This is a genomic window from Brevibacterium sp. FAM 27836 (genome assembly GCF_051351055.1).
GTDB lineage: Bacteria > Actinomycetota > Actinomycetes > Actinomycetales > Brevibacteriaceae > Brevibacterium.
The window spans coordinates 1,073,838-1,092,710 of record NZ_CP195711.1 but is presented as its reverse complement, the minus strand read 5'-3'; the positions used below and the strand labels follow the sequence as shown (position 1 = coordinate 1,092,710).

Genomic DNA, 18,873 nt, shown 5'->3' with positions numbered 1-18,873 from the left:
AGGATACGAGGGGTGCACATCCACTGTGAAGTGAGGCTTCATGGTTGTGTAAGAAGCTATCGATGGTGTTCAACGATTCCGGAATCGACAATGGGAGCATGTCTTTCAAACACTGTCTGCTGGCCGCCTCGGTGGCTGCGATGTGGGGATTGAACTTCCTCGCCATCGACCTCTCCCTCGAACAGTTCCCACCGTTCCTCCTCGTCGCGCTGCGGTTCGCGATGCTGGCGATCCCGGCCGTGCTCTTCGTGCCGCTGCCGCGGGTGCGCATCAGGTGGATCATCGGCTACGGGCTCGGCTTCGGCCTGCTGCAGTTCCTGTTCCTCTACTGGGCGATGGCCATCGGGATGCCCGCTGGTCTCGCCTCCCTGGTTCTCCAGGCCTCGGGGCCATTCACGGTGCTGTTGGGAATGGCGTTCCTGCGCGAACGGGTCCGTGGTTCGCAGATGGTCTTCCTGCTCGTGGCGATGGCCGGTCTGGCGGTCGTCGGGTGGCAGCGCTTCGATTCGAATGCGATCCTGCCGTTCCTCCTGACCCTGGCCGGTGCCCTCGGCTGGGCGATCGGCAATATCTGCAACCGACAGTCCCACAGCGTGGAGCCGATCAAGCTGACGATGTGGATGTCGGTCGTGCCCCCGGTGCCGATGCTCGTGCTCTCACTCCTCGTCGAAGGCCCCGACCGGGTGGGAACGTCGTTCCTCGGACTGACGAGCCCCTCGGGTCTGCTGGCAGTGGCCGGGCTGCTCTACACGGTGGTGATCGCGACGATCCTCGGCTCGGGCATCTGGTCCTGGCTGATGTCGCGCAACCCGGCCGGGGTCGTGGCGCCGTTCTCCATGCTCGTGCCCGTCGTCGGGATGAGCGCGGCGTTCGTCTTCCTCGGCGAGACTGTCTCTCCGGGCGAGCTGTGCGGAGCCGCCCTCGTCATCATCGGGGTCCTGGGCGCGGGATTGACGGCGGCGAAGGGGGCCAGGCTGCTGGCCGCCGACCGCCCCGCGGACGGGCCGGCCGACGTCCCCGCGGGGACGCCGGCCGCAGCGACTGTCACTCGCGCTCGACGGGCAGCCACAGCTCCGTCGTCGCAGTGCTGAAGTCCTCGGCCCGGTCGATGATCGACACGATCGACGGGCCGGGTCGCAGCCTCCAGGGGTTCGCTGGGAACCATTCGGCCGCGGTGGCGGCCCATGTCTCCTGCAGCGCTTCCGGGTACGGGCCCGAGGCCGTGAAGACCGCCCAAGGGCCCGCGTCGACCGCGATGACGTCGAGGTCGTCCGGCACCTGGGCGGTGGTCGAGACCGCGACGCCGTGCAGGTACGTCAGTTCGGTCCCTTCCCGATAGTCCGGGTCGACATCGGCGGTGACCTGCAGGAGCCCGGCAGGATCGGTGGCCGACAGCGACTTGAGACGGGTGTGCTCGCCCGCCGGCAGAGAGTCCACGAGTTCGCGGATATGCGGGTTCTCTCCCTCGTAGATGAGAGGCACGCGTATGGCGTGACCGATGAGTGAGAAGGCCGGTCGGTCGGTGATGCGAGTGTCCATGGACGAACTCCCTTCGATCGTCAGGCGCAGCCTGAGCTTCGGTTGACTGCGAAGGGGACCGCCGTTTCGCCGCACCTGGGACGGGCCTACCCCGTGGACCGAGCGGAAGGCTCGGCCGAAGGCCTCGGTCGAACCGTAGCCGTACCGCACGGCCACGCTCAGCAGATCCTCACCGCCGATGACATCGCCGGCGGCGACGCTCATGCGGCGTCGGCGGACGTAATCGGACAGCGGCATCCCCGCCAGCGACGAGAACATCCGACGCAGGTGGTATTCGGTGGTGCCGAGCTCTCGTGCCAGTTCACCGACATCGAGGCACCAGCCAGCCATCGGGTGGGCGGGGTTCGCCTGCCCGGACAGGCGCGATTCGATGATGTCGATGAGCGCGTTGAGTTCGGCGATCACGGTGTCTCCCTTCGCTCAACCATGTTTCCGTCCCCGACGCGCCCACCGCCCGACAATCTGTGCCCGATTCGATCATGTGCAGTCACACGGCGGGCGGGGTCGCAGGAGCGGGTTCGGGCACTGGAGCCCCAGCGGACTCAGTCGCCCGGGGCCAGGCTCGGCGCCCGGTCGATGCCGAATCGGGTCTTGAGCGCGCGGCGGGCGGCGAACCAGCCGTTCATCCCGTGGACGCCGGGCGCCGGCGGGGTCGCCGCCGAGCACAGGAACGCGCCGGGCACGCCGAGGCTGTAGTTGTCCCAGCTCAGACGCGGTCGGGCCAGCATGCGGTAGAAGGAGACGACGCCGGTGGCGATGTCCCCGCCGATGTAGTTCTGATTGTGCGCGGCCATCTCCGAGGCCGGAATGGAGCTCGAGGCCACGATGGTGTCGCGGAATCCGGGGGCGAAGCGTTCGATCTGCCCGGTGATGTACTCGGTCGGGTCGAGCGGGCAGTCGAAGGGCACATGCGCATACGCCCACAGCGGCCGCAGCCCGCCCACCTCACGTGAGGGGTCGAAGACGGTCGGGTCGGAGACGAGGCACACGGGGTCGGCGGGCATGCGTCCGGCCATCACCTGAGACTCTGCCGCGGCCATCTGGGCGCGTGTTCCGCCGACGTGGATCGTGCCGGCGCGCCGGACGTCGGGATCGGCCCAGGGCACGGGACCGTCGAGGACGAAGTCGACCTTGGCCGCGGCATTGCCGTGTTTGAACCGCCGCAGCGAGCGGTCGACCTGGGACGGCAGGAGCCCGGAGAAGATCTGCGCGGCGTTCAGTGCCGAGGTGTCGAGCAGATAGGCTCCGGCGGCGGGAAGGTCCGAGACATGATCGATGCGCGCATTCGCGGTCACGGATCCGCCGTGGGCCTCGAGGTCGGCGACGAGTTCGTCGATGATGGCCTGGGAACCGCCGACAGGGGACGGCCAGCCCACGGCATGGGCGAGCGTGGACAGCATCGTCGCCGTGGCCGAGGTTCCCATGGCCGGCAGTCCGCCGATCGCGTGTGCGGCGACGCCGGTGAACAGGGCCTGGGTCGATTCGTGGGACAGGGGGACGTTCCACGCGGGGCCGGCTTGGCTCAGCAGACGCAGACCGAACTTCACGACGTTCGCGATTCCGGGTGCGTCGCGCAGAGTCTCGGGCACGGAGCGCTTGTCGCCCAGGGACAACCACACGGAATCGTCGATCCGGTCGAGCAGAGGGGCGAAGAACCGCCGCCACTCCGGTCCGGCCTCACCGAGGCGGTCGACCGTGGTGTCGAGATCGCGGAATGCCAGCGCGGCCGGCTTCCCGTCGAGGGGCTGGGCGTAGGAGATCTCGGGGGTGGTCAGTTCCATTCCGCGAGCACGCAGATCGAAGTCGACGAAGAAGGGGCTGGCGATGGCCAGTGGGTGGACGGCTGAGCAGACGTCGTGGGTGATGCCCGACGCCACACCCAGGTCGAGGGTGCGAGCACCCCCGCCGATGGTGGACTGAGCCTCGAAGACCTGCACCGAGAGCCCGGCGCGGGCCAGGGTCACCGCGGCAGCCAAGCCGTTGGGACCAGTTCCGACGACGACTGCATCAACCTCAGTGCTCATGTGGTCAGTCTAGGGGAGTGCGCCCCGCCGCCGGTGCTCACCGGGAAGCGGATCCGGCCAGGGGAGAGGTCTGTGGGGCCACCTCGGCGAGCTGTCCGGCCACATACGCAGCGATCCGGTCGACGGCCGGTGACCGTCCGGCCAGCTGTTCGGCGGATTCGACGGCGGGATTGTAGTTCGTGTTCGTGTTGATGTCGTAGACGACCCGGCGGCCGTCGCCGGTGTCGATGAACTCGACACCGGCGATGGCGATCCCCAGATCGTCCAACAGCTCCTCGAGGTGGCCGATGAGCGGGGTCGAGGCGGTGATCTCCTCCCGCCGGCTGAACGGGGCTGCGGCACCGGATCCGGCCTCGCCGCGTGGGATCTCGCAGGCATCGGCCGGGCACAGCTCGAAGGAGCCGTCGGAGACGTCGACGCGGACCGCATAGTGGAAGCGGCCGCCGATGAACTCGGCGCGGGTGATGAATGGCTGGGCCGGCTGCACGTACTCCTGGACGAGGCTGATGCCGTCGATCGATTCGTTCGCGCCGCCGGGTGCGAAGTCCTCGGCCGCAGCCTCGAGCTCGGTATGGGAGTCGAAGCGACGCACACCGAGGCCCTTGCCGCCCTGATTGTGCTTGGTGATGAATGGCGGAGTGAAGCCCCGAGCCGCCTCGACCAGAGCCCGGCTGCCGAACGCCGCCGCGGTCCGCGGTGCGTCGAAGCCGTGCCCGGTCAGCGCACCGTGCTGACGGATCTTGCTCACCTCGAGTTCGAAGACCCCACGACCGTTGATGACGCGACGTCCGGCCGCGGCCAGCCAGTCGAGGACCGCCCGGCCGAAGTCCTTCACATGCGGGTCCGTGCGCGTGTGCGCCGAGGCCGACAGGCGCGACCAGAAGAGCCCGGCAGGCGGTGCGTCGGTGAGGTCGATCCTCGTCTCGGGCAGCAGCCATTCGACATGACGCACGCCGAGGCGGTCGAGGGCGTCCGTGAATGGGGAGATCCAGTCGGGATTGTCATGAATGATGTAAACCGCCGGATCGTCGACGGTGGGCAGGACGTGAGAACTCATTGCGAACCTTCGCTGGTGGGGTACCGGTGCGGCTGCGCTCGACGGCATCGGTGGATCTGCTCAACAATTCTACGCCGCTTCCGCAGTCTCCTTCGCTCTGTGCGTCTCACGGCGTAGACTCGGGTGCATGGCTATCGCAAAGCAGCCCGTTGTCGTGCTCGACGCTCCCGACGCGGCCGAACTCGGGCAGTTCTACGGAAAGCTCCTCGACTGGAAGGTCGCCGTCGACGAAGACGGCACATGGGCCGAGGTCACCTCCGATTCCTGGCCCCCGATCTGCATCCAACAGGTCGAGGACTACCACGCGCCCAGTTGGCCGAGCCAGGATCACCCGCAGCAGATGCACCTCGACGTGATCGTCGAGGACCTCGATGCCGCCGAGGCGGCCGTGATCGAGATCGGTGCGGGCAAGGCCGCCGAACAGCCCGGAGAGACGTTCCGGGTCTTCCTCGACCCGGCCGGCCACCCGTTCTGCCTCTGCCGAGCCTGAGCCCGGGGCCGAGCCCGAAATCGGCGGAACCCGCCCGAGCCTGTCGCTCAGGCGGGTTCGACCTGACTGTTGAGCTCCTCGGCGTGGTCCTTCGCCTCTTCCTTCGAGGCCGCTGACGGAGTCGATCCCCACAGCGGTCGCCGGTTGCTCTCCGGCACGAAGTGGATCGCGACGAGTCCGATGATTCCGGCGGCGATGAGGTAGATCGCCGGCCACATGAGGAATCCGGTGGCGTTGATCAGCGATGTCATCGCCACCGAGGTGGTGCCGCCGAACAGTGAGATCGAGACGTTGAATGCGATCGCCAGAGCACCGGCGCGCACCATCGTCGGAAACAGGGACGGCAGGGTCGAGGGCATCGTCGCGCTGAAGCAGATGAGGCTGAGACCCATGATCAGCAGGCCCAGGAACACCACGACGTCGTTGTGACCGCGGATGAGCCACAGGGACGGGAACGACAGCACGATGAGAGAGATCGACCCGGCCCGCACGACGGCCTTCCGCCCGACCTTGTCCGAGAGCCTGCCGATGAGCGGGATGAGCGCCAGGCAGCAGGCCATGACGAGGATCTGCAGGATCTGAGAGGTCAGCTCCGAGACCCCGCCGCTGCCCTGGATGTCCTCGACCATCGGGAAGTAGAGCGGGATGAACGAGGTGAGCATGTAGTTCGTGACGTTCCACGCCAGCACGAGTCCGCAGCAGGCCAGCAGGTTCGGCCACAGCCGGAAGATGTTCTTGAACTCACCCTTCGTGCGGTGGTCCGCCTCATCCTGTTCGGCGAGCTTCTCCATCTCCTTGTAGGCGGGGGTGTCGGCGAGCTTCGTGCGCAGATAGACGCCGACGAAGCCCAGCGGCAGGGCGATGAAGAAGGGGATTCTCCACCCCCAGGCGGCGAGGAACTCCGGTGTCGAGGCGGTCTGGACGATCGTCGCGAACAGGGCGCCGAGCACATAGCCGGAGAAGGTTCCGACCTCGAGCAGGCTGCCGAGGAAGCCGCGCCGACGATCCGGGGCGTATTCGGCGATGAAGGTCATCGCATTGCTGTACTCGCCGCCGGTGGAGAAGCCCTGCAGCAGGCGACAGCCCAGCAACAGGAACGGCGCCCACAGTCCCACGGTCGCGTAATCGGGCAGAACGCCGATGAGGAAGGTGCCCGAGGCCATGAGGATCATCGTCATCGCGAGCACCTTGTTGCGCCCGATCTTATCGGCCAGGGGGCCGAAGAACAGGCCCCCGAGCGGCCTGACGAGGAATGCCACGGCGAAGAGTCCCGCGACGATGACATGGCCGATCGGGCCCGAATCCTTCGGCAGGAAAATCCCCTCGATGACGACCGCGAGATAGCCGTAGACGCCGAAGTCGTACCATTCTGTGATGTTGCCGATGGCTGCGGCCCCGATCGCTCGCTTCGTGACATCGGGTTTGGTCACTGTGATCTCGTCCGGGCGCCACCGCCGACGGACATTGTCCGGTCCGAACACGTCTTCACCTTCCGTTAGCGGGCATGAGAGACGCGAGACCGCCGTGCTCTGGAATCACACGCAGAAGATCTGTGCACGTCCCTCTCTGTTATGCGAAAGTTCGGTGCTCCTCGGCGGAAGGACCGTCGGACAGCACGAACTCAGGTTAGTCCTCTCAGCTCTCATGGCAAGCCCAGCGCCCGTCCTGGTCGATGCCGATGCGCCGATCGTCCCAGCCGGAGGAGTCTCACGAGCGGCCGTTCTCTCCGCTCCTGTGGGAATGGTGAGAGCCGATTGTCCCCGAGGTCACATTGGGCGATGAAACACCTGGTCAGGGCATTGCCGATGACGGTGTCCATCAGCGTTCTCCCAGGCTGGGGCCGGGCGGGTCAGGCTGCCCGAACCTTGGCGGACGATACTGATTCGAAGCACTGGTTTTGGGAGGAACATTGACGTCGAAACACGGAGAGTTGGACAAGCAGCAGAACGCAGCTGACCACGAGGACAGAACGACCCCACAGCAGCATTCGCAGACCCTTCCGCTGATCACCGAGGAACTCGCCGCCTCTCGCTGTGCGACGGAGACAGAACGGTGCCAGGCACCGAGCCAGCATGCGACCACACCGGTGATGCCGCCGAATCCGATTCGCCGTGACACGCCTTTGCAAGACACCGCTGTGCGCCAGCAGGACACCGCTGTGCAGGGGACACCGGGCGTGCAGGGAGCATCGACCACCGCCGCGGCCGCACACCAGACCGACACACGCGTCGCTCCCGCAGCCGCGCACGGCCCGGCTCCCGAGGACGAGAAGAAGTCAGAGGGGCGGATCTCGGCGACCCAACTGCTCGCCGGCGCCGGAGCCGCAGCGACCTCGTCGGTCATCGGCGGTCAGCTCGGAGTCGCCGGAACCGTCGTCGGTGCCGGTGTCGCCAGCATCATCACCGGCCTGGCCGTGACGATCTACGGACGCAGCCTGGACAAGGGCAAGGAGAAGATCAAGGAAGTCGGTTCGAAACTGGCTCCCGCAGTGAAGGCTCAGATGACCAAAGGCGGCCCGGCCGCCAGGGCCGGCACCGCTCAAGGCGTGCGCAGCGAATCCGTCTTCGCCTCCGCACCGGCGACCGATGACACCGCAGCGGCGGAGGCCGCGACGGCCCCGGCCGCAGCCGATGGGTCCACCGGCACCGCGGCAGAGACCTCGCAGACGTGGTGGCAGAAGCTGCGGCGCAAGCGCGTGCTCTACCCCGTCACGATCGGTGTGGCCGCCTTCGGGATCGGACTCGGCGCCGTGGTCATGGCCGAGTCCGTCACTGGGGCCGACATCTCCCCGGGCACGTCCCAGATCTCACGCGCGGTCTCCGGGAACACCGGATCCGCTGAAGAGACGGGAACGGACGGCGGCAGCGAGGGATCCTCGGATTCAGGTTCCTCCGGCTCCGGGGCCGGTTCCCAGTCAGGCACCGACTCGAACACGGGAACCGTGAACGATGGGTCGAACGAGGGCGGGGCCACCTCGGCGGGTGAGGGTGAGACCGAAGGCACGACCGGAGCGCAGACCGATCAGGGCTCAGACGCCTCGTCGAGCACGGGCAGCGATGCGAGCTCATCGACTTCTTCGGACGGAACGGACACCTCCGACGCGTCGAGCACCTCGAACGGCTCCGGAAGTCAGGGCCAGGGCGGGTCCGACGCATCAGGCAGCGGTTCGAGTTCCGACGGAGGCGCCGGGGGCGGGTCCGGCTCGGGAGGCGATTCGAGCGTCGGCGGCAGCAGCGGTTCGGGAGCCTCCTCGGCGCAGGGGTGAGCCGATCAACACGCTGCTCGGGAATCAATGCAGTGTGGCCTTGGTTGTAATGATTCAAGAATAGGGTTAGTTTGAAACCAATGCCGACAGCGCTCTGCCGAAGTCGGTGAAGCGAATCAATCGGGCAAGTGGTGCCGCATCCTACGTGGAAGCGCGGCTGCGGTGGCACAGCGCCCGATGCCAAGTGGTTAGGAGATGTGATGACGCAACATACAGATCATGAGTACCCCGGGCACGACAGCACCAAGCCATCGACGACCGAGTCCGGTGCGCCCAGGGAGTCCGATGCCCACTCGCTGAGCGTGGGCGCCGACGGCCCGCTGATGCTCCACGATGTGGCCCTGGTCGAGAAGCTCGCCCGGTTCGACCGCGAGCGTGTGCCCGAGCGCAGCCCGCATGCCAAGGGATCGGGTGCTTTCGGTCAGCTCGAGGTCACCGAGGACGTCTCCGCCTACACGAAGGCCGACTTCCTGCAGCCGGGCAAGAAGACCCCGATGCTCGCGCGCTTCTCCACCGTCGCCGGTGAACTCGGTTCGCCCGACTCGTGGCGCGATGTGCGCGGATTCGCGCTGAAGTTCTACACCGAAGAGGGCAACTTCGACATGGTGGGCAACAACACGCCCATCTTCTTCGTCCGCGACCCGATGAAGTTCCCGGACTTCATCCACTCGCAGAAGCGCCTTCCTGATTCGGGTCTGCGCAGCAACAACATGCAGTGGGACTTCTGGTCGCTCTCACCCGAATCCGCCCACCAGGTCGCCTACCTCATGGGACCGCGCGGTCTGCCCAAGACCTGGCGGAACATGAACGGCTACTCCTCGGACACCTACATGTGGATCAACTCCGAGGGCGAGAAGTTCTGGGTCCAGTACCACTTCCACACCGATCAGGGTGTGGAGAACATGACGAACGAGGAAGCCGGTCAGCTCGCCGGTGAGGACGCGGACATCCACCGTCGTGACCTTTTCGAGGCCATCGAGCGTGGTGAATACCCGTCCTGGACCTTCTACGTTCAGATCATGCCCTACGAAGAGGCCAAGACCTACCGGTTCAACCCCTTCGATCTGACGAAGACCTGGTCGAAGAAGGACTACCCGCTGATCAAGGTCGGCAAGTTCACGCTCAATGAGAACCCCTCGAACCACTTCGCCCAGATCGAGCAGGCGGCCTTCAGCCCGTCGAATATGGTGCCCGGCACCGGAATCTCGCCGGACAAGATGCTGCTCGGACGTGTGTTCTCCTACCCGGATGCCCAGCGCAACCGGATCGGCACGAACTTCAACCAGCTGCCGGTCAACGCCCCTGTCACGAAGACGAATTCGTATGACAAGGAAGGCCAGATGCAGTACAACCACTCGGGCAATGCTCCGGTCTACGCCCCGAACTCGTATGGACGTGCCTACCAGGACACGCAGGGCACGATCGACAACAGCTGGGAGTCCGACGGCGAGCTCGTCCGCAGCGCCTACAGCCTGCATGCTGAGGACGACGACTTCGGTCAGGCGCACACGCTGGTCCGCGAAGTCTACTCCGAGGAAGAGCGACAGGGTCTCATCGACACTGTCGCAGGCGGTCTGTCCGATGGTGTCGAGGAACCGGTGCTGTCCAACGCGATCCAGTACTGGAAGAACATCGACGAAGAGGTGGGTCAGGCCATCGAGGCCAGGGTGAAGGGCTGATCGACCGCTCCCGGTCCTGAGCCCGGCGCCTGAAGCGCCGATATCCAGACTGCGGCCCGGACACCTCCTGCGAGGTGCCCGGGCCGCAGTCTGCGTTGTCTCAGCGGCGCAGGTCGATCCCTGCGCTCGGACACTCGGACTTCGCCTCTCTGCCGGGCTCACGAGCGAAGATGCATGATCGCTTCGACAGTCCTAAGATGAGCGAGTGCCACAATCAGAACTGAAGAGCGAACAGACGTCCATCACGAAGACACGCAGTTTCTTCGGCCATCCGTGGGGCCTGGCGAATCTCGCCGGTGTCGAGATGTGGGAGCGGTTCAGCTTCTACGGGATGCAGGGCCTGCTCGCCTACTACATCTACTACTCCGCCACGGACGGCGGCCTGGGAATGTCCGAAGCGGTGGCAACGTCCATCGTCGGTGCCTACGGCGGACTGGTCTATCTCTCCTCGGTTCTCGGCGGCTGGGTCGCCGACCGCATCCTCGGTTCGGAGAAGACGGTCATCACCTCGGCCGCGGTGGTCATGATCGGCCACCTGGCCCTGTCGCTGCTGCCGGGAGGCCTCGGCCTCGGCATCGGGCTGGTCTGCATCGCTGTGGGCTCCGGTTCGCTCAAGGTCACCACGTCGGCGACCCTCGGTGACCTCTACGATCTCAAGGACAACCGGCGGGACGCCGCGTTCTCCATCTACTACATGGGCGTCAACATCGGCGGTCTCATCGGCCCCCTGCTGACCTCAGCGGTCTGGGGATGGAAGGGATTCCACTGGGGCTTCGGACTGGCTGCCGTGCTCATGGCCATCGGGCTCGTGCAGTACATGCTCATGCGCCGCCACACCGTCACCGAAGAGAGCAGCAAGCCGACGAATCCGCTGTCGCGGCGTGAAGCGACCCGCTGGTCCCTCATCGGCGCCCTGGGCGTCCTCATCATCATCGCGGCGACCATGTTGGGAATCCTCACTGCCGAGAACCTCTCGGACGTCGTCGTCATCGTCACGCTCATCGCGGCGGTCGTCCTGTTCATCGTGATCGGGATCTCGAAGCGGATCAGCGCCACCGAACGCAGCCGGGTCATCTCCTTCATTCCGCTGTTCATCGGCTCCGCCGTGTTCTGGTCACTGTTCCAGCAGCAGTTCACCGTGCTCGCGATCTACGCGGACCAGCGTCTGGACCGCACGATCTTCGGACTCGAACTCCCTCCGAGCGTCGTCCAGTCGATCAATCCGGCCTTCATCATCATCTTCGCAGCGGTGTTCGCTGCGATGTGGACCAAGCTCGGCGATCGGCAGCCGGTGACTCCGGTGAAGTTCGCGATGGGCACTGTCGTCATGGGCATCGCCTTCTTCATCTTCATTCCGCTCGCCGGCGGGGGTGCCAACTCCGTGCCATTCATCGTGATGGTCCTCGTGTACTTCCTGTTCACGATGGCTGAGCTCTGCCTCTCACCGGTGGGCCAGTCGTTGGCGACCAAGCTGGCGCCGCAGGCCTTCCACTCGCAGATGGTGGCCCTGTTCTTCCTCTCGGTGGCATTGGGCACCGCAGCCTCCGGTTCCTTGGCAGGTTTCTACTCCACCGACAACGAGGTTCCCTACTTCCTCACGATCGGGGCTGTGTCCATCGTCGTCGGAATCCTGCTCTTCGCCTTCCGCAAGCCCATCGTCAAGCTCATGGCAGGGGTGCGCTGAGCTCACACATCAGTGATGGCGGCCCTGCAACCACATGGTTGCAGGGCCGCCATCAGTCGGTCAGGGGCTCAGTCGCTGTGAGACTCAGCCGGTCTGAGACTCAGGAAGTCTGGGCCTCGTGCTCGGCGCGCTGCGCGATGCGTCCTCCGGCCAGGACCATCTCGACCTGGCGGGGTGAGAGACCGTGGCGGAATTCGAAGGTCCGGCCGTCCACCTCGGCGGTGACGGTCTTGCCCTCGGCCAGCTCATCGCGCAGTCCGAGGAAGACCAGCACATCCCCTTGGGACAGGTCCTCATAGCCTGACTCATCGGTGAACTCGAGGGCGAGGACACCGAAGTTCGCGAGGTTCTGCCAATGGATTCTCGCCAGGGACTTCGCCACGACCACCCGCAGCCCGAGGTAGCGGGGAGCGATGACCGCGTGCTCACGCGACGAACCCTGACCGTAGTTCTCGCCGCCGACGATGGCATGACCGCCCTCGTGCTCTGCCGCGCGGGTGGCGTAGGTGTCGTCGACCTGGATGTAGACGAACTCGGAGATCTTCGGAATGTTCGACCGGTACGGCAGGACGCGCGAACCGGCGGGCATGATCTCGTCGGTGGAGACGTTGTCGCCGACCTTGAGCAGGACCTCGAGGTCGATGTCGTCCGGCAGCGGTTCGAACTCCGGCAGGGTCGAGATGTTCTCACCCTTGACCAGTTCGACCTTCCGCGCCTCCTCGGGCTCGAGCGGTGGCATGAGCATCTTGCGGTTGGCCGAGAACTTCTCCGGCAGCCGCACTTTCGGGTAGTCCATGTCGAGGTCGCGGGGATCGGTGATCCGACCGGTCAGTGCCGCCGCGGCTGCGGTCTCCGGAGAGCACAGCCAGACGGAGTCCTCATCGGTGCCGGAGCGGCCGGGGAAGTTCCTCGGCATGGTGCGCAGGCTGTTGCGTCCCACGGCCGGTGCCTGGCCCATGCCGATGCAGCCCATGCAGCCGGACTGGTGGATCCGTGCCCCCGAGCTCACCAGCGATGTCAGCCAGCCGCCTGAGATGAGGTCGGCGAGGACCTCGCGGGAGGTCGGGTTGATGTCGAGTGAGATCTGCGGGTGGATCTGGTGTTCGCTCAGAGTCTCGGCCACCACGGCGAAGTCGCGCAGCCCGGGATTGGCCGAGGAGCCGACGACGACCTGGAACACCTCCTCGCCGGCGACCTCGCGCACGGGGGTGACATTGCCCGGAGACGATGGGGCGGCGATGAGCGGTTCGAGCTGCGAGAGGTCGATGGAGTCCGTGAGATCGTATTCGGCCCCGGCATCGGCGACGATTCGGGTGAAGTCCTCACCGCGATCACTTGCCTCGAGATAGTCGCGGACGGCATCGTCGGCAGGGAAGACCGTGGCGGTGGCACCGAGTTCGGCACCCATATTCGCGATGACGTGTCGATCCATGGCCGTGAGGTGCTTGAGGCCCTCCCCGTGGTATTCGATGATCTTGCCGACCCCGCCCTTGACTCCGTGCCGGCGCAGCATCTCGAGGATGACGTCCTTGGCCGAGACCCAGTCCGGCATCTCGCCGGTGAGTTCGACGCCCATCACCTGCGGGGCGGCGATGTAGAGGGGTTCACCTGCCATGGCCATGGCGATCTCGAGGCCACCGACGCCGATGGCCAGCATCCCCAGGGCGCCGGCCGCGCAGGTGTGCGAATCGGAGCCGATGAGTGTCGCGCCGGGTTTGCCGAACCGCGACTGGTGGACCGGGTGGGAGACGCCGTTGCCGGCGGCTGAGAACCACAGCCCGAATCGCTGGGCGGCCGATTGGAGGAACTCGTGGTCCTCGGGGTTCTTCTCATCGGTCTGCAGAAGGTTGTGATCGACGTACTGCACAGACAGGTCGGTGCGGATCCGGTCGAGACCCAGGGCCTCGAGCTCGAGCATGACCAGGGTTCCCGTCGCATCCTGGGTCAGGGTCTGGTCGATGCGGAGCCCGAGCTCGTTGCCGGGTGCGAACTCCCCGGACTCGAGATGCGATCTGATGAGTTTCTGGGCAACATTCTCGGGCATCGTCAGCCTCCTTCGGCAGGGTTCTGGACGATCCGTCGACGATCGCGGCGGATCGACCGTGTCCGTCCACGCTAGACCCGGACCGCGGGGTTCTCAAGACCCGTCGTCCCTGGTGCGCCATGCAACCGGAGGGCATAATGGACTCATGCCGGAACTGCCCGAGGTCGACGCCCTGGTGGAGTTCCTGCGTCCGCGACTGATAGGCGACTTCGTCACCGGTGCCGATATCGCCGAACTCAGTCTGCTCAAGACCGTCGAGCCGGACCTCGAGGCGCTCGCCGGCCTGGAGATCACAGAAGTCGACCGCGCCGGGCGGATGCTCATCATCGGATTCGACGGCCTCGAACTCGTCTGCCGGTTCGCACGCATGGGCTGGCTGAACTGGCACGATGCAGCCCCGAGCGGTCCGATCAGGATGGGCAGAGGGCCCTTGGGCATGCGGGTGAGTCTGGCCTCAGGAGCCGCTGTCGACCTTGTCGAGCAGGGATCGAAGAAGAACGCCGCAGTGTCGCTGGTCCGCGACCGCTCAGAGGTCGCAGCAGTGGCGGCACTCGGCCCCGACGCGCTGTCCATCACGGCCGAGGAGCTCGCTGCCGGTCTGGCGGGGTCGGCAGCGAGGATCAAGACCGTCATCGAGGATCAGCGAATCATCGCAGGCATCGGCAACGCCTACTCCGACGAGATCCTCCATACCGCGAAGCTCTCGCCGTTCGCCACGGCGAAGACCGTCGACGCGGACACTCTGGTCGATGCCATCAGGGCAGTCCTCACCGCCGCCCGTCAGGCGCTCAGCGGCCTGCCGCCGGGGAAGGTCAAAGCCGCGAAGAAGCGCGGGTTCTCGGTCCACGGCCGTACGGGCAGGACATGCCCGGTGTGCGGGACCACGATCGCCGAGGTGTCCTTCGCCGACCGATCGCTCCAGTACTGCCCGCACTGCCAGACGGGCGGGAGGAAACTGTCCGATCGGCGCATGGACCGACTCCTCAAATGAGGACCGGTGACGGAGAGGATCGGTGACGGAATAATCGCCCCCGAGGTGGCGTTATCCCTGATCGTGGCCCTGTACGGGCCGAGTCCATCGACATCGACCGTCAAGAGGAGAACGATGACGCAGGTTGAGATCCCCGGCACCGAACTGTCCATCTTTCCGATCAACCTCGGCACCAACACCTTCGGGTGGACCGCCGATGAGGCCGGTTCGCACGCCGTCCTCGACGCCTTCGTCGCCGCCGGCGGCAACTTCCTCGACACCGCCGAATCCTACCCGGCGTGGGTGCCGGGGAAGACCGGCCGCGAATCCGAGACCATCATCGGCACCTGGCTGGCCGCCCGAGGCAACCGCGACAACATCGTCATCGCCACGAAGGTCGGCGATCATCCCGATCACCAGACTCAGGATCCCGCCTACATCCGCACCGCCATCGACGCCTCCCTGGAACGCCTGCAGACCGATCATGTCGACCTCTACTATGCCCACCGTGACGATGAGGTGACCCCCATCGCCGAGGTGGCCCGGGTCTTCGATGAGATCGTGCGTTCCGGAAAGGCCAGGCACATCGCCGTGTCGAACTACTCGCCGGCGCGTCTGGCCGACTGGTTCGCCGCATGCGAGGACGAAGGGCTGGTCAAGCCGGTGGCCGTCCAGCCGCAGTACAGCCTGGTGTACCGGCGAGAGTTCGAAACGGACCTGCGCCCAGTGGCCGAGAAGCATGATCTGGCCGTGTTCTCCTACTTCAGCCTCGCCGCCGGTTTCCTCACCGGCAAGTACCGCACCGAGGCCGACCTGGAGGGGGCCGATCGCGGGGCAATGGTGCAGGGATACTTCAACGCCGAGGGACTCAAGGCTGTCGATGACCTTGTGGCGATCGCCGAATCCCACGACGTGGCACCATCGACCGTGGCACTGTCCTGGCTGCTGGCCAAGGGTGTGACAGCGCCGATCGCCTCGGCGCGCACGCCTGATCAGCTCGAGGCCATCATGGCCGCACCCGGTCTCGAGCTCAGCGCCGATGAGGTCGAACGCCTCGACCTGGCCTCGGCCCCGTTCGCCGAGGAAGAACCCTCCTGACGACCGGTTTCTCGGTCAGCGGCCGGGAGCGGTGATGCCCTCGACCGGGGACCCGACGAGTGCGGCCGCGGCCCGTTCGGCGATCATGATCGTCGGCGCATTCGTATTCCCGGTCGTCACCTGCGGCATGATCGAAGCATCGGCCAGGCGCAGCCCGGACAGACCATGGACGGCGAATGTGCTCGGGTCGATGACCGCGTCCCCATCGGTGCCCATCCGGCAGGTTCCGACCTGGTGGTGATAGGTCACGACTGAGCCGCGGACGTAGTCCTCGAGATCGTCATCGGACACCTCGGGGCCGGGATGGATCTCCGTGGGCTGCCAGGCCGCCAGTGCGTCCGCCCGACCGATCTCACGACACTGCCGCACGGAGGCGACGAGGGCGTCGACATCGGTCTGTGCGGTGAGCACCTGCGGGTCGACGATGAGCGGATCCTGCGGATTCGGACCGCTGAGTCTGACCTCGCCCCGACTTGCGGGACGGACCAGTCCGCCCTGCAGAGTGAAGGCGCCTCCGGGACCGGGCCCGTCCTGCGCCGCGGGGGCGGCGTCCTGAGCGTACATCGGCACGGAGAAGAACAGGGGCTGGGTGTCGGGCGCCGGCAGTTCGGGACGCGACTTCGCGAACAGGTGCACCTCGGCCGGGGCCACCTCACCCATCGGCACCTGATGGTTACCGGTGGAGAAGACCACGGGTGAGAGCCAATGGTCCTGGAGGTTCTTGCCCACTCCCGGCAGGTCGTGGATGGACTCGACACCGACCTCGGCGAGCTCTCCGGCCGGACCGATACCCGAACGCAGCAGCAGCTCCGGCGACGCCAGCGCACCGGCGGCGAGGATGACCTCATCGGCGGACAGTGTGCCGACACGACCGCGGAAGTCGACCTCGAGCCCGGTGACCGTCGTGCCCTCGACGAGGAGCCGCCGGGCATGGGTGGAGGTGAGGATCGTGAGGTTCTCGTCGCCGAGGCGGGGCTTGAGGTAGGCCCGCCACGTGTTCAGCCGTTTCCCGTCGCGGACATTGAGTTGGATCCGGCCGACTCCCTCGACGCTGCCCGAATTGTAGTCGGGGTTGAAGGGGACCCCGGCCTCTACGGACGCGGTGAGCATGTCTTCCTGCAGCCGGTTGCGTTCGTAGTCGAGGCGCACATCCATCGGACCGGTCGTGCCGCGGGTGTCGGTGATCTCCCCGTCATAGTTCTCGATCGCCTGGAACACCGGCCAGACGTCGTCCCAGGACCAGCCGGGGCAGCCGGATTCGACCCACTGCTCGTAGTCCCAGGCGTCGCCGCGGACCCAGATGACGGCGTTGAGCGCATTCGAACCGCCGAGCACCTTCCCGCGGGGCAGGTGGAGCCTGCGGTCCATGGCGCCGGGCTGCGGAATGGTGTAGTAGTTCCAGTCCTGAGCCGAATGCCAGATGAGTCCGAGGTTGTTCAGATGATCGATGTTCGGATTCGTCTCGTCCTCGCCGGCTTCGACGAGGCAGACCTTCTTGCCCGCATCGAGCAGGCGGCGGGTGAGCACGCACCCGGCGGAGCCCGCCCCGATGACGATGTGGTCGAATCGTTCGTCCGGGATCTCGGTCGGGAAGTTCTCCGGATGGGCGCTGATGCTTGCGGCGACGATGCCGGCGTCATTGGTGGTCATGGCGTCAGGCTAGAGAGGCAGGCATCGCGGTGGAAGAGACCTGCGGCAAGTCCGCACGCGTTGCCAAGCCGAGCCCGCCGCCCGCGCACGGATCGTCAATGCGCGGCACCGGCTGACGCGATCCTCGACCCCGGGGGCAGGTGTGGCTTGAAGCTGGGAGCACAGCAGCGACCGATCGGTCGGTGATTCTGTCCCCGACCGTGACTGCCCCGCCGCCAGGGGATAGAGTGACCGGACAACGGGCATCGACGAGGCGGTCGAAGCCGAGAGAGCTCCTGAGGATGACGATGTTGCTTGAAGACACCGCGAACGATTTCGACGGATGGCAGAGCCTGGTATCGGACTCATTCGTTCCGCTCGACACCGAACCCCAGCGCCGAGGCGGATTCACCGGGCGCATCAGTGCACGCGACTACGACTCGGTCGTGATGTCACAGATCAACGCCGATCCGCACGCGGTTCTGCGCACCCCCGGGCTGATCTCCCGGACCCGGTCGGACGAACACGGCGCCACGGCGAACTACTTCAAGGTCTCGCTTCAGCTCGACGGACACGGTCTGCTCATCCAGGACGGCCGTGAGATGGCTCTGGCCCCAGGGACGCTGGCCATCTACGACACCTCGCGGCCCTACACGCTCAGCTTCGATTCGGACTTCTCGTCCTACGTCATGATGTTCCCGCAGTCGCGGGTGAACCTGCCCGTCGCCGCCGTCGGCCAGCTCACTGCCACACCGATCGGTGCCGACCACCAGCTCGGTGCGGTCGTCGCCCAGGTCATCTCTCAGGCCGGAGTCATGCTGCCGGCTCTGAACCGGGCGACCGGAGTCCGGTTGGCCGGCAACGTCGTCGACCTGCTGACCACGGTGATGGTCGACGAGCTCACGGCCGCCGGCGGCGAAGCCGATGAGCGGCAGCGGATGCGGGACGACATCACAGACTTCATCGACGCGCATCTGTCCGACCCGCAGCTGTCTCCCTCGACCATCGCCGCCGCTCACTTCATATCGGTGCGGACCCTGCACCAGGTCTTCGAAGGCAGCGGTGAGACCGTGGCCGGAGAGATCCGGCGTCGCCGCATCGACCGGTGTCGGGCCGATCTTGCCGACCCCCGGCAGAGACAGACCCCGGTGGCAGCCATCGGCGCACGCTGGGGGCTGAGCGATCCGGCTCATTTCTCCCGCCTCTTCCGCAACGTCGTCGGTCAGCCGCCCGCCGAATTCCGCCGCAGCGTTCTGGCCACCCGAACGGTGTAGGCCGCGGTCGGCGTCGATGCGCGAATCGTCAAGAACTCCGCCTGCAGAGCCAAGACGCGGACCGCGAGACCTGTCCACACTGGCAGTGAACGCATTGACTGTTGAACGGATCACAGAACA

Annotated in this window: 14 protein-coding genes; 8 read left to right on the top strand and 6 right to left on the bottom strand. The window is 66.1% G+C overall.

Annotated elements, in window-relative coordinates; genetic code table 11:
• The first annotated feature begins 98 nt into the window (after window positions 1-98).
• On the top strand, window positions 99-1,091 hold the full coding sequence (locus tag ACSE4D_RS05110; protein ID WP_426936683.1) for an EamA family transporter: 993 nt from the start codon (window positions 99-101) through the stop codon (window positions 1,089-1,091).
• Here the strand turns inward: ACSE4D_RS05110 and ACSE4D_RS05105 are convergent.
• From ACSE4D_RS05105 to ACSE4D_RS05095, 3 genes are all read right to left on the bottom strand, one after another.
• Entirely contained in the window at window positions 1,045-1,944 is a 900-nt protein-coding gene (locus tag ACSE4D_RS05105) for an AraC family transcriptional regulator (RefSeq protein WP_436326710.1), read from the bottom strand. The genes ACSE4D_RS05110 and ACSE4D_RS05105 overlap by 47 nt on opposite strands.
• A gap of 137 nt (window positions 1,945-2,081) precedes the next feature.
• Window positions 2,082-3,563, bottom strand: coding sequence for a phytoene desaturase family protein (locus ACSE4D_RS05100; protein ID WP_426936681.1), 1,482 nt, complete (start codon window positions 3,561-3,563; stop codon window positions 2,082-2,084).
• Window positions 3,564-3,600: 37 nt separating this feature from the next.
• Window positions 3,601-4,620, bottom strand: a complete 1,020-nt coding sequence (locus ACSE4D_RS05095; RefSeq protein ID WP_426936680.1) for an ATP-grasp domain-containing protein — start codon at window positions 4,618-4,620, stop codon at window positions 3,601-3,603.
• A 127-nt stretch (window positions 4,621-4,747) separates the two neighbouring features.
• On the opposite strand from ACSE4D_RS05095, the gene ACSE4D_RS05090 reads away from it, so the two are divergent.
• Window positions 4,748-5,110: a VOC family protein gene (locus ACSE4D_RS05090; protein WP_426936679.1), complete on the top strand. Its 363-nt coding sequence runs from the start codon at window positions 4,748-4,750 to the stop codon at window positions 5,108-5,110.
• A gap of 47 nt (window positions 5,111-5,157) precedes the next feature.
• Here ACSE4D_RS05090 and ACSE4D_RS05085 read toward each other — a convergent pair whose 3' ends face one another.
• Entirely contained in the window at window positions 5,158-6,591 is a 1,434-nt protein-coding gene (locus tag ACSE4D_RS05085) for an MFS transporter (RefSeq protein ID WP_426936678.1), read from the bottom strand.
• A gap of 428 nt (window positions 6,592-7,019) precedes the next feature.
• On the opposite strand from ACSE4D_RS05085, the gene ACSE4D_RS05080 reads away from it, so the two are divergent.
• The 3 genes from ACSE4D_RS05080 to ACSE4D_RS05070 all read left to right on the top strand — a co-directional run bounded on the left by ACSE4D_RS05080 (window position 7,020) and on the right by ACSE4D_RS05070 (window position 11,738).
• Window positions 7,020-8,375, top strand: a complete 1,356-nt coding sequence (locus ACSE4D_RS05080; RefSeq protein ID WP_426936677.1) for a hypothetical protein — start codon at window positions 7,020-7,022, stop codon at window positions 8,373-8,375.
• A 200-nt stretch (window positions 8,376-8,575) separates the two neighbouring features.
• Complete coding sequence (locus tag ACSE4D_RS05075; protein WP_426936676.1) at window positions 8,576-10,054, top strand: catalase; 1,479 nt, start codon at window positions 8,576-8,578, stop codon at window positions 10,052-10,054.
• Between the two features lie 205 nt (window positions 10,055-10,259).
• Window positions 10,260-11,738, top strand: a complete 1,479-nt coding sequence (locus tag ACSE4D_RS05070) for a peptide MFS transporter (protein ID WP_426936675.1) — start codon at window positions 10,260-10,262, stop codon at window positions 11,736-11,738.
• Between the two features lie 100 nt (window positions 11,739-11,838).
• On the opposite strand, the gene ACSE4D_RS05065 is transcribed toward ACSE4D_RS05070, so the two are convergent.
• Window positions 11,839-13,782 (bottom strand): aconitate hydratase, encoded by a 1,944-nt coding sequence (locus tag ACSE4D_RS05065; protein WP_426936674.1) that lies wholly within the window; start codon window positions 13,780-13,782, stop codon window positions 11,839-11,841.
• Between the two features lie 145 nt (window positions 13,783-13,927).
• On the opposite strand from ACSE4D_RS05065, the gene ACSE4D_RS05060 reads away from it, so the two are divergent.
• Window positions 13,928-14,773: a DNA-formamidopyrimidine glycosylase family protein gene (locus tag ACSE4D_RS05060; protein ID WP_426936673.1), complete on the top strand. Its 846-nt coding sequence runs from the start codon at window positions 13,928-13,930 to the stop codon at window positions 14,771-14,773.
• Window positions 14,774-14,887: 114 nt separating this feature from the next.
• Window positions 14,888-15,850 carry an aldo/keto reductase gene (locus ACSE4D_RS05055; protein WP_426936672.1) on the top strand — a complete coding sequence of 321 codons (963 nt, stop codon included), beginning with the start codon at window positions 14,888-14,890 and terminating at the stop codon, window positions 15,848-15,850.
• Window positions 15,851-15,865: 15 nt separating this feature from the next.
• Here the strand turns inward: ACSE4D_RS05055 and ACSE4D_RS05050 are convergent, their stop codons facing one another.
• Window positions 15,866-17,500 carry a GMC family oxidoreductase gene (locus tag ACSE4D_RS05050; RefSeq protein ID WP_426936671.1) on the bottom strand — a complete coding sequence of 545 codons (1,635 nt, stop codon included), beginning with the start codon at window positions 17,498-17,500 and terminating at the stop codon, window positions 15,866-15,868.
• A 287-nt stretch (window positions 17,501-17,787) separates the two neighbouring features.
• Here ACSE4D_RS05050 and ACSE4D_RS05045 point away from each other — a divergent pair, with 287 nt between their 5' ends.
• Window positions 17,788-18,753, top strand: coding sequence for a helix-turn-helix domain-containing protein (locus tag ACSE4D_RS05045; protein WP_426936670.1), 966 nt, complete (start codon window positions 17,788-17,790; stop codon window positions 18,751-18,753).
• Window positions 18,754-18,873 lie beyond the last annotated feature (120 nt).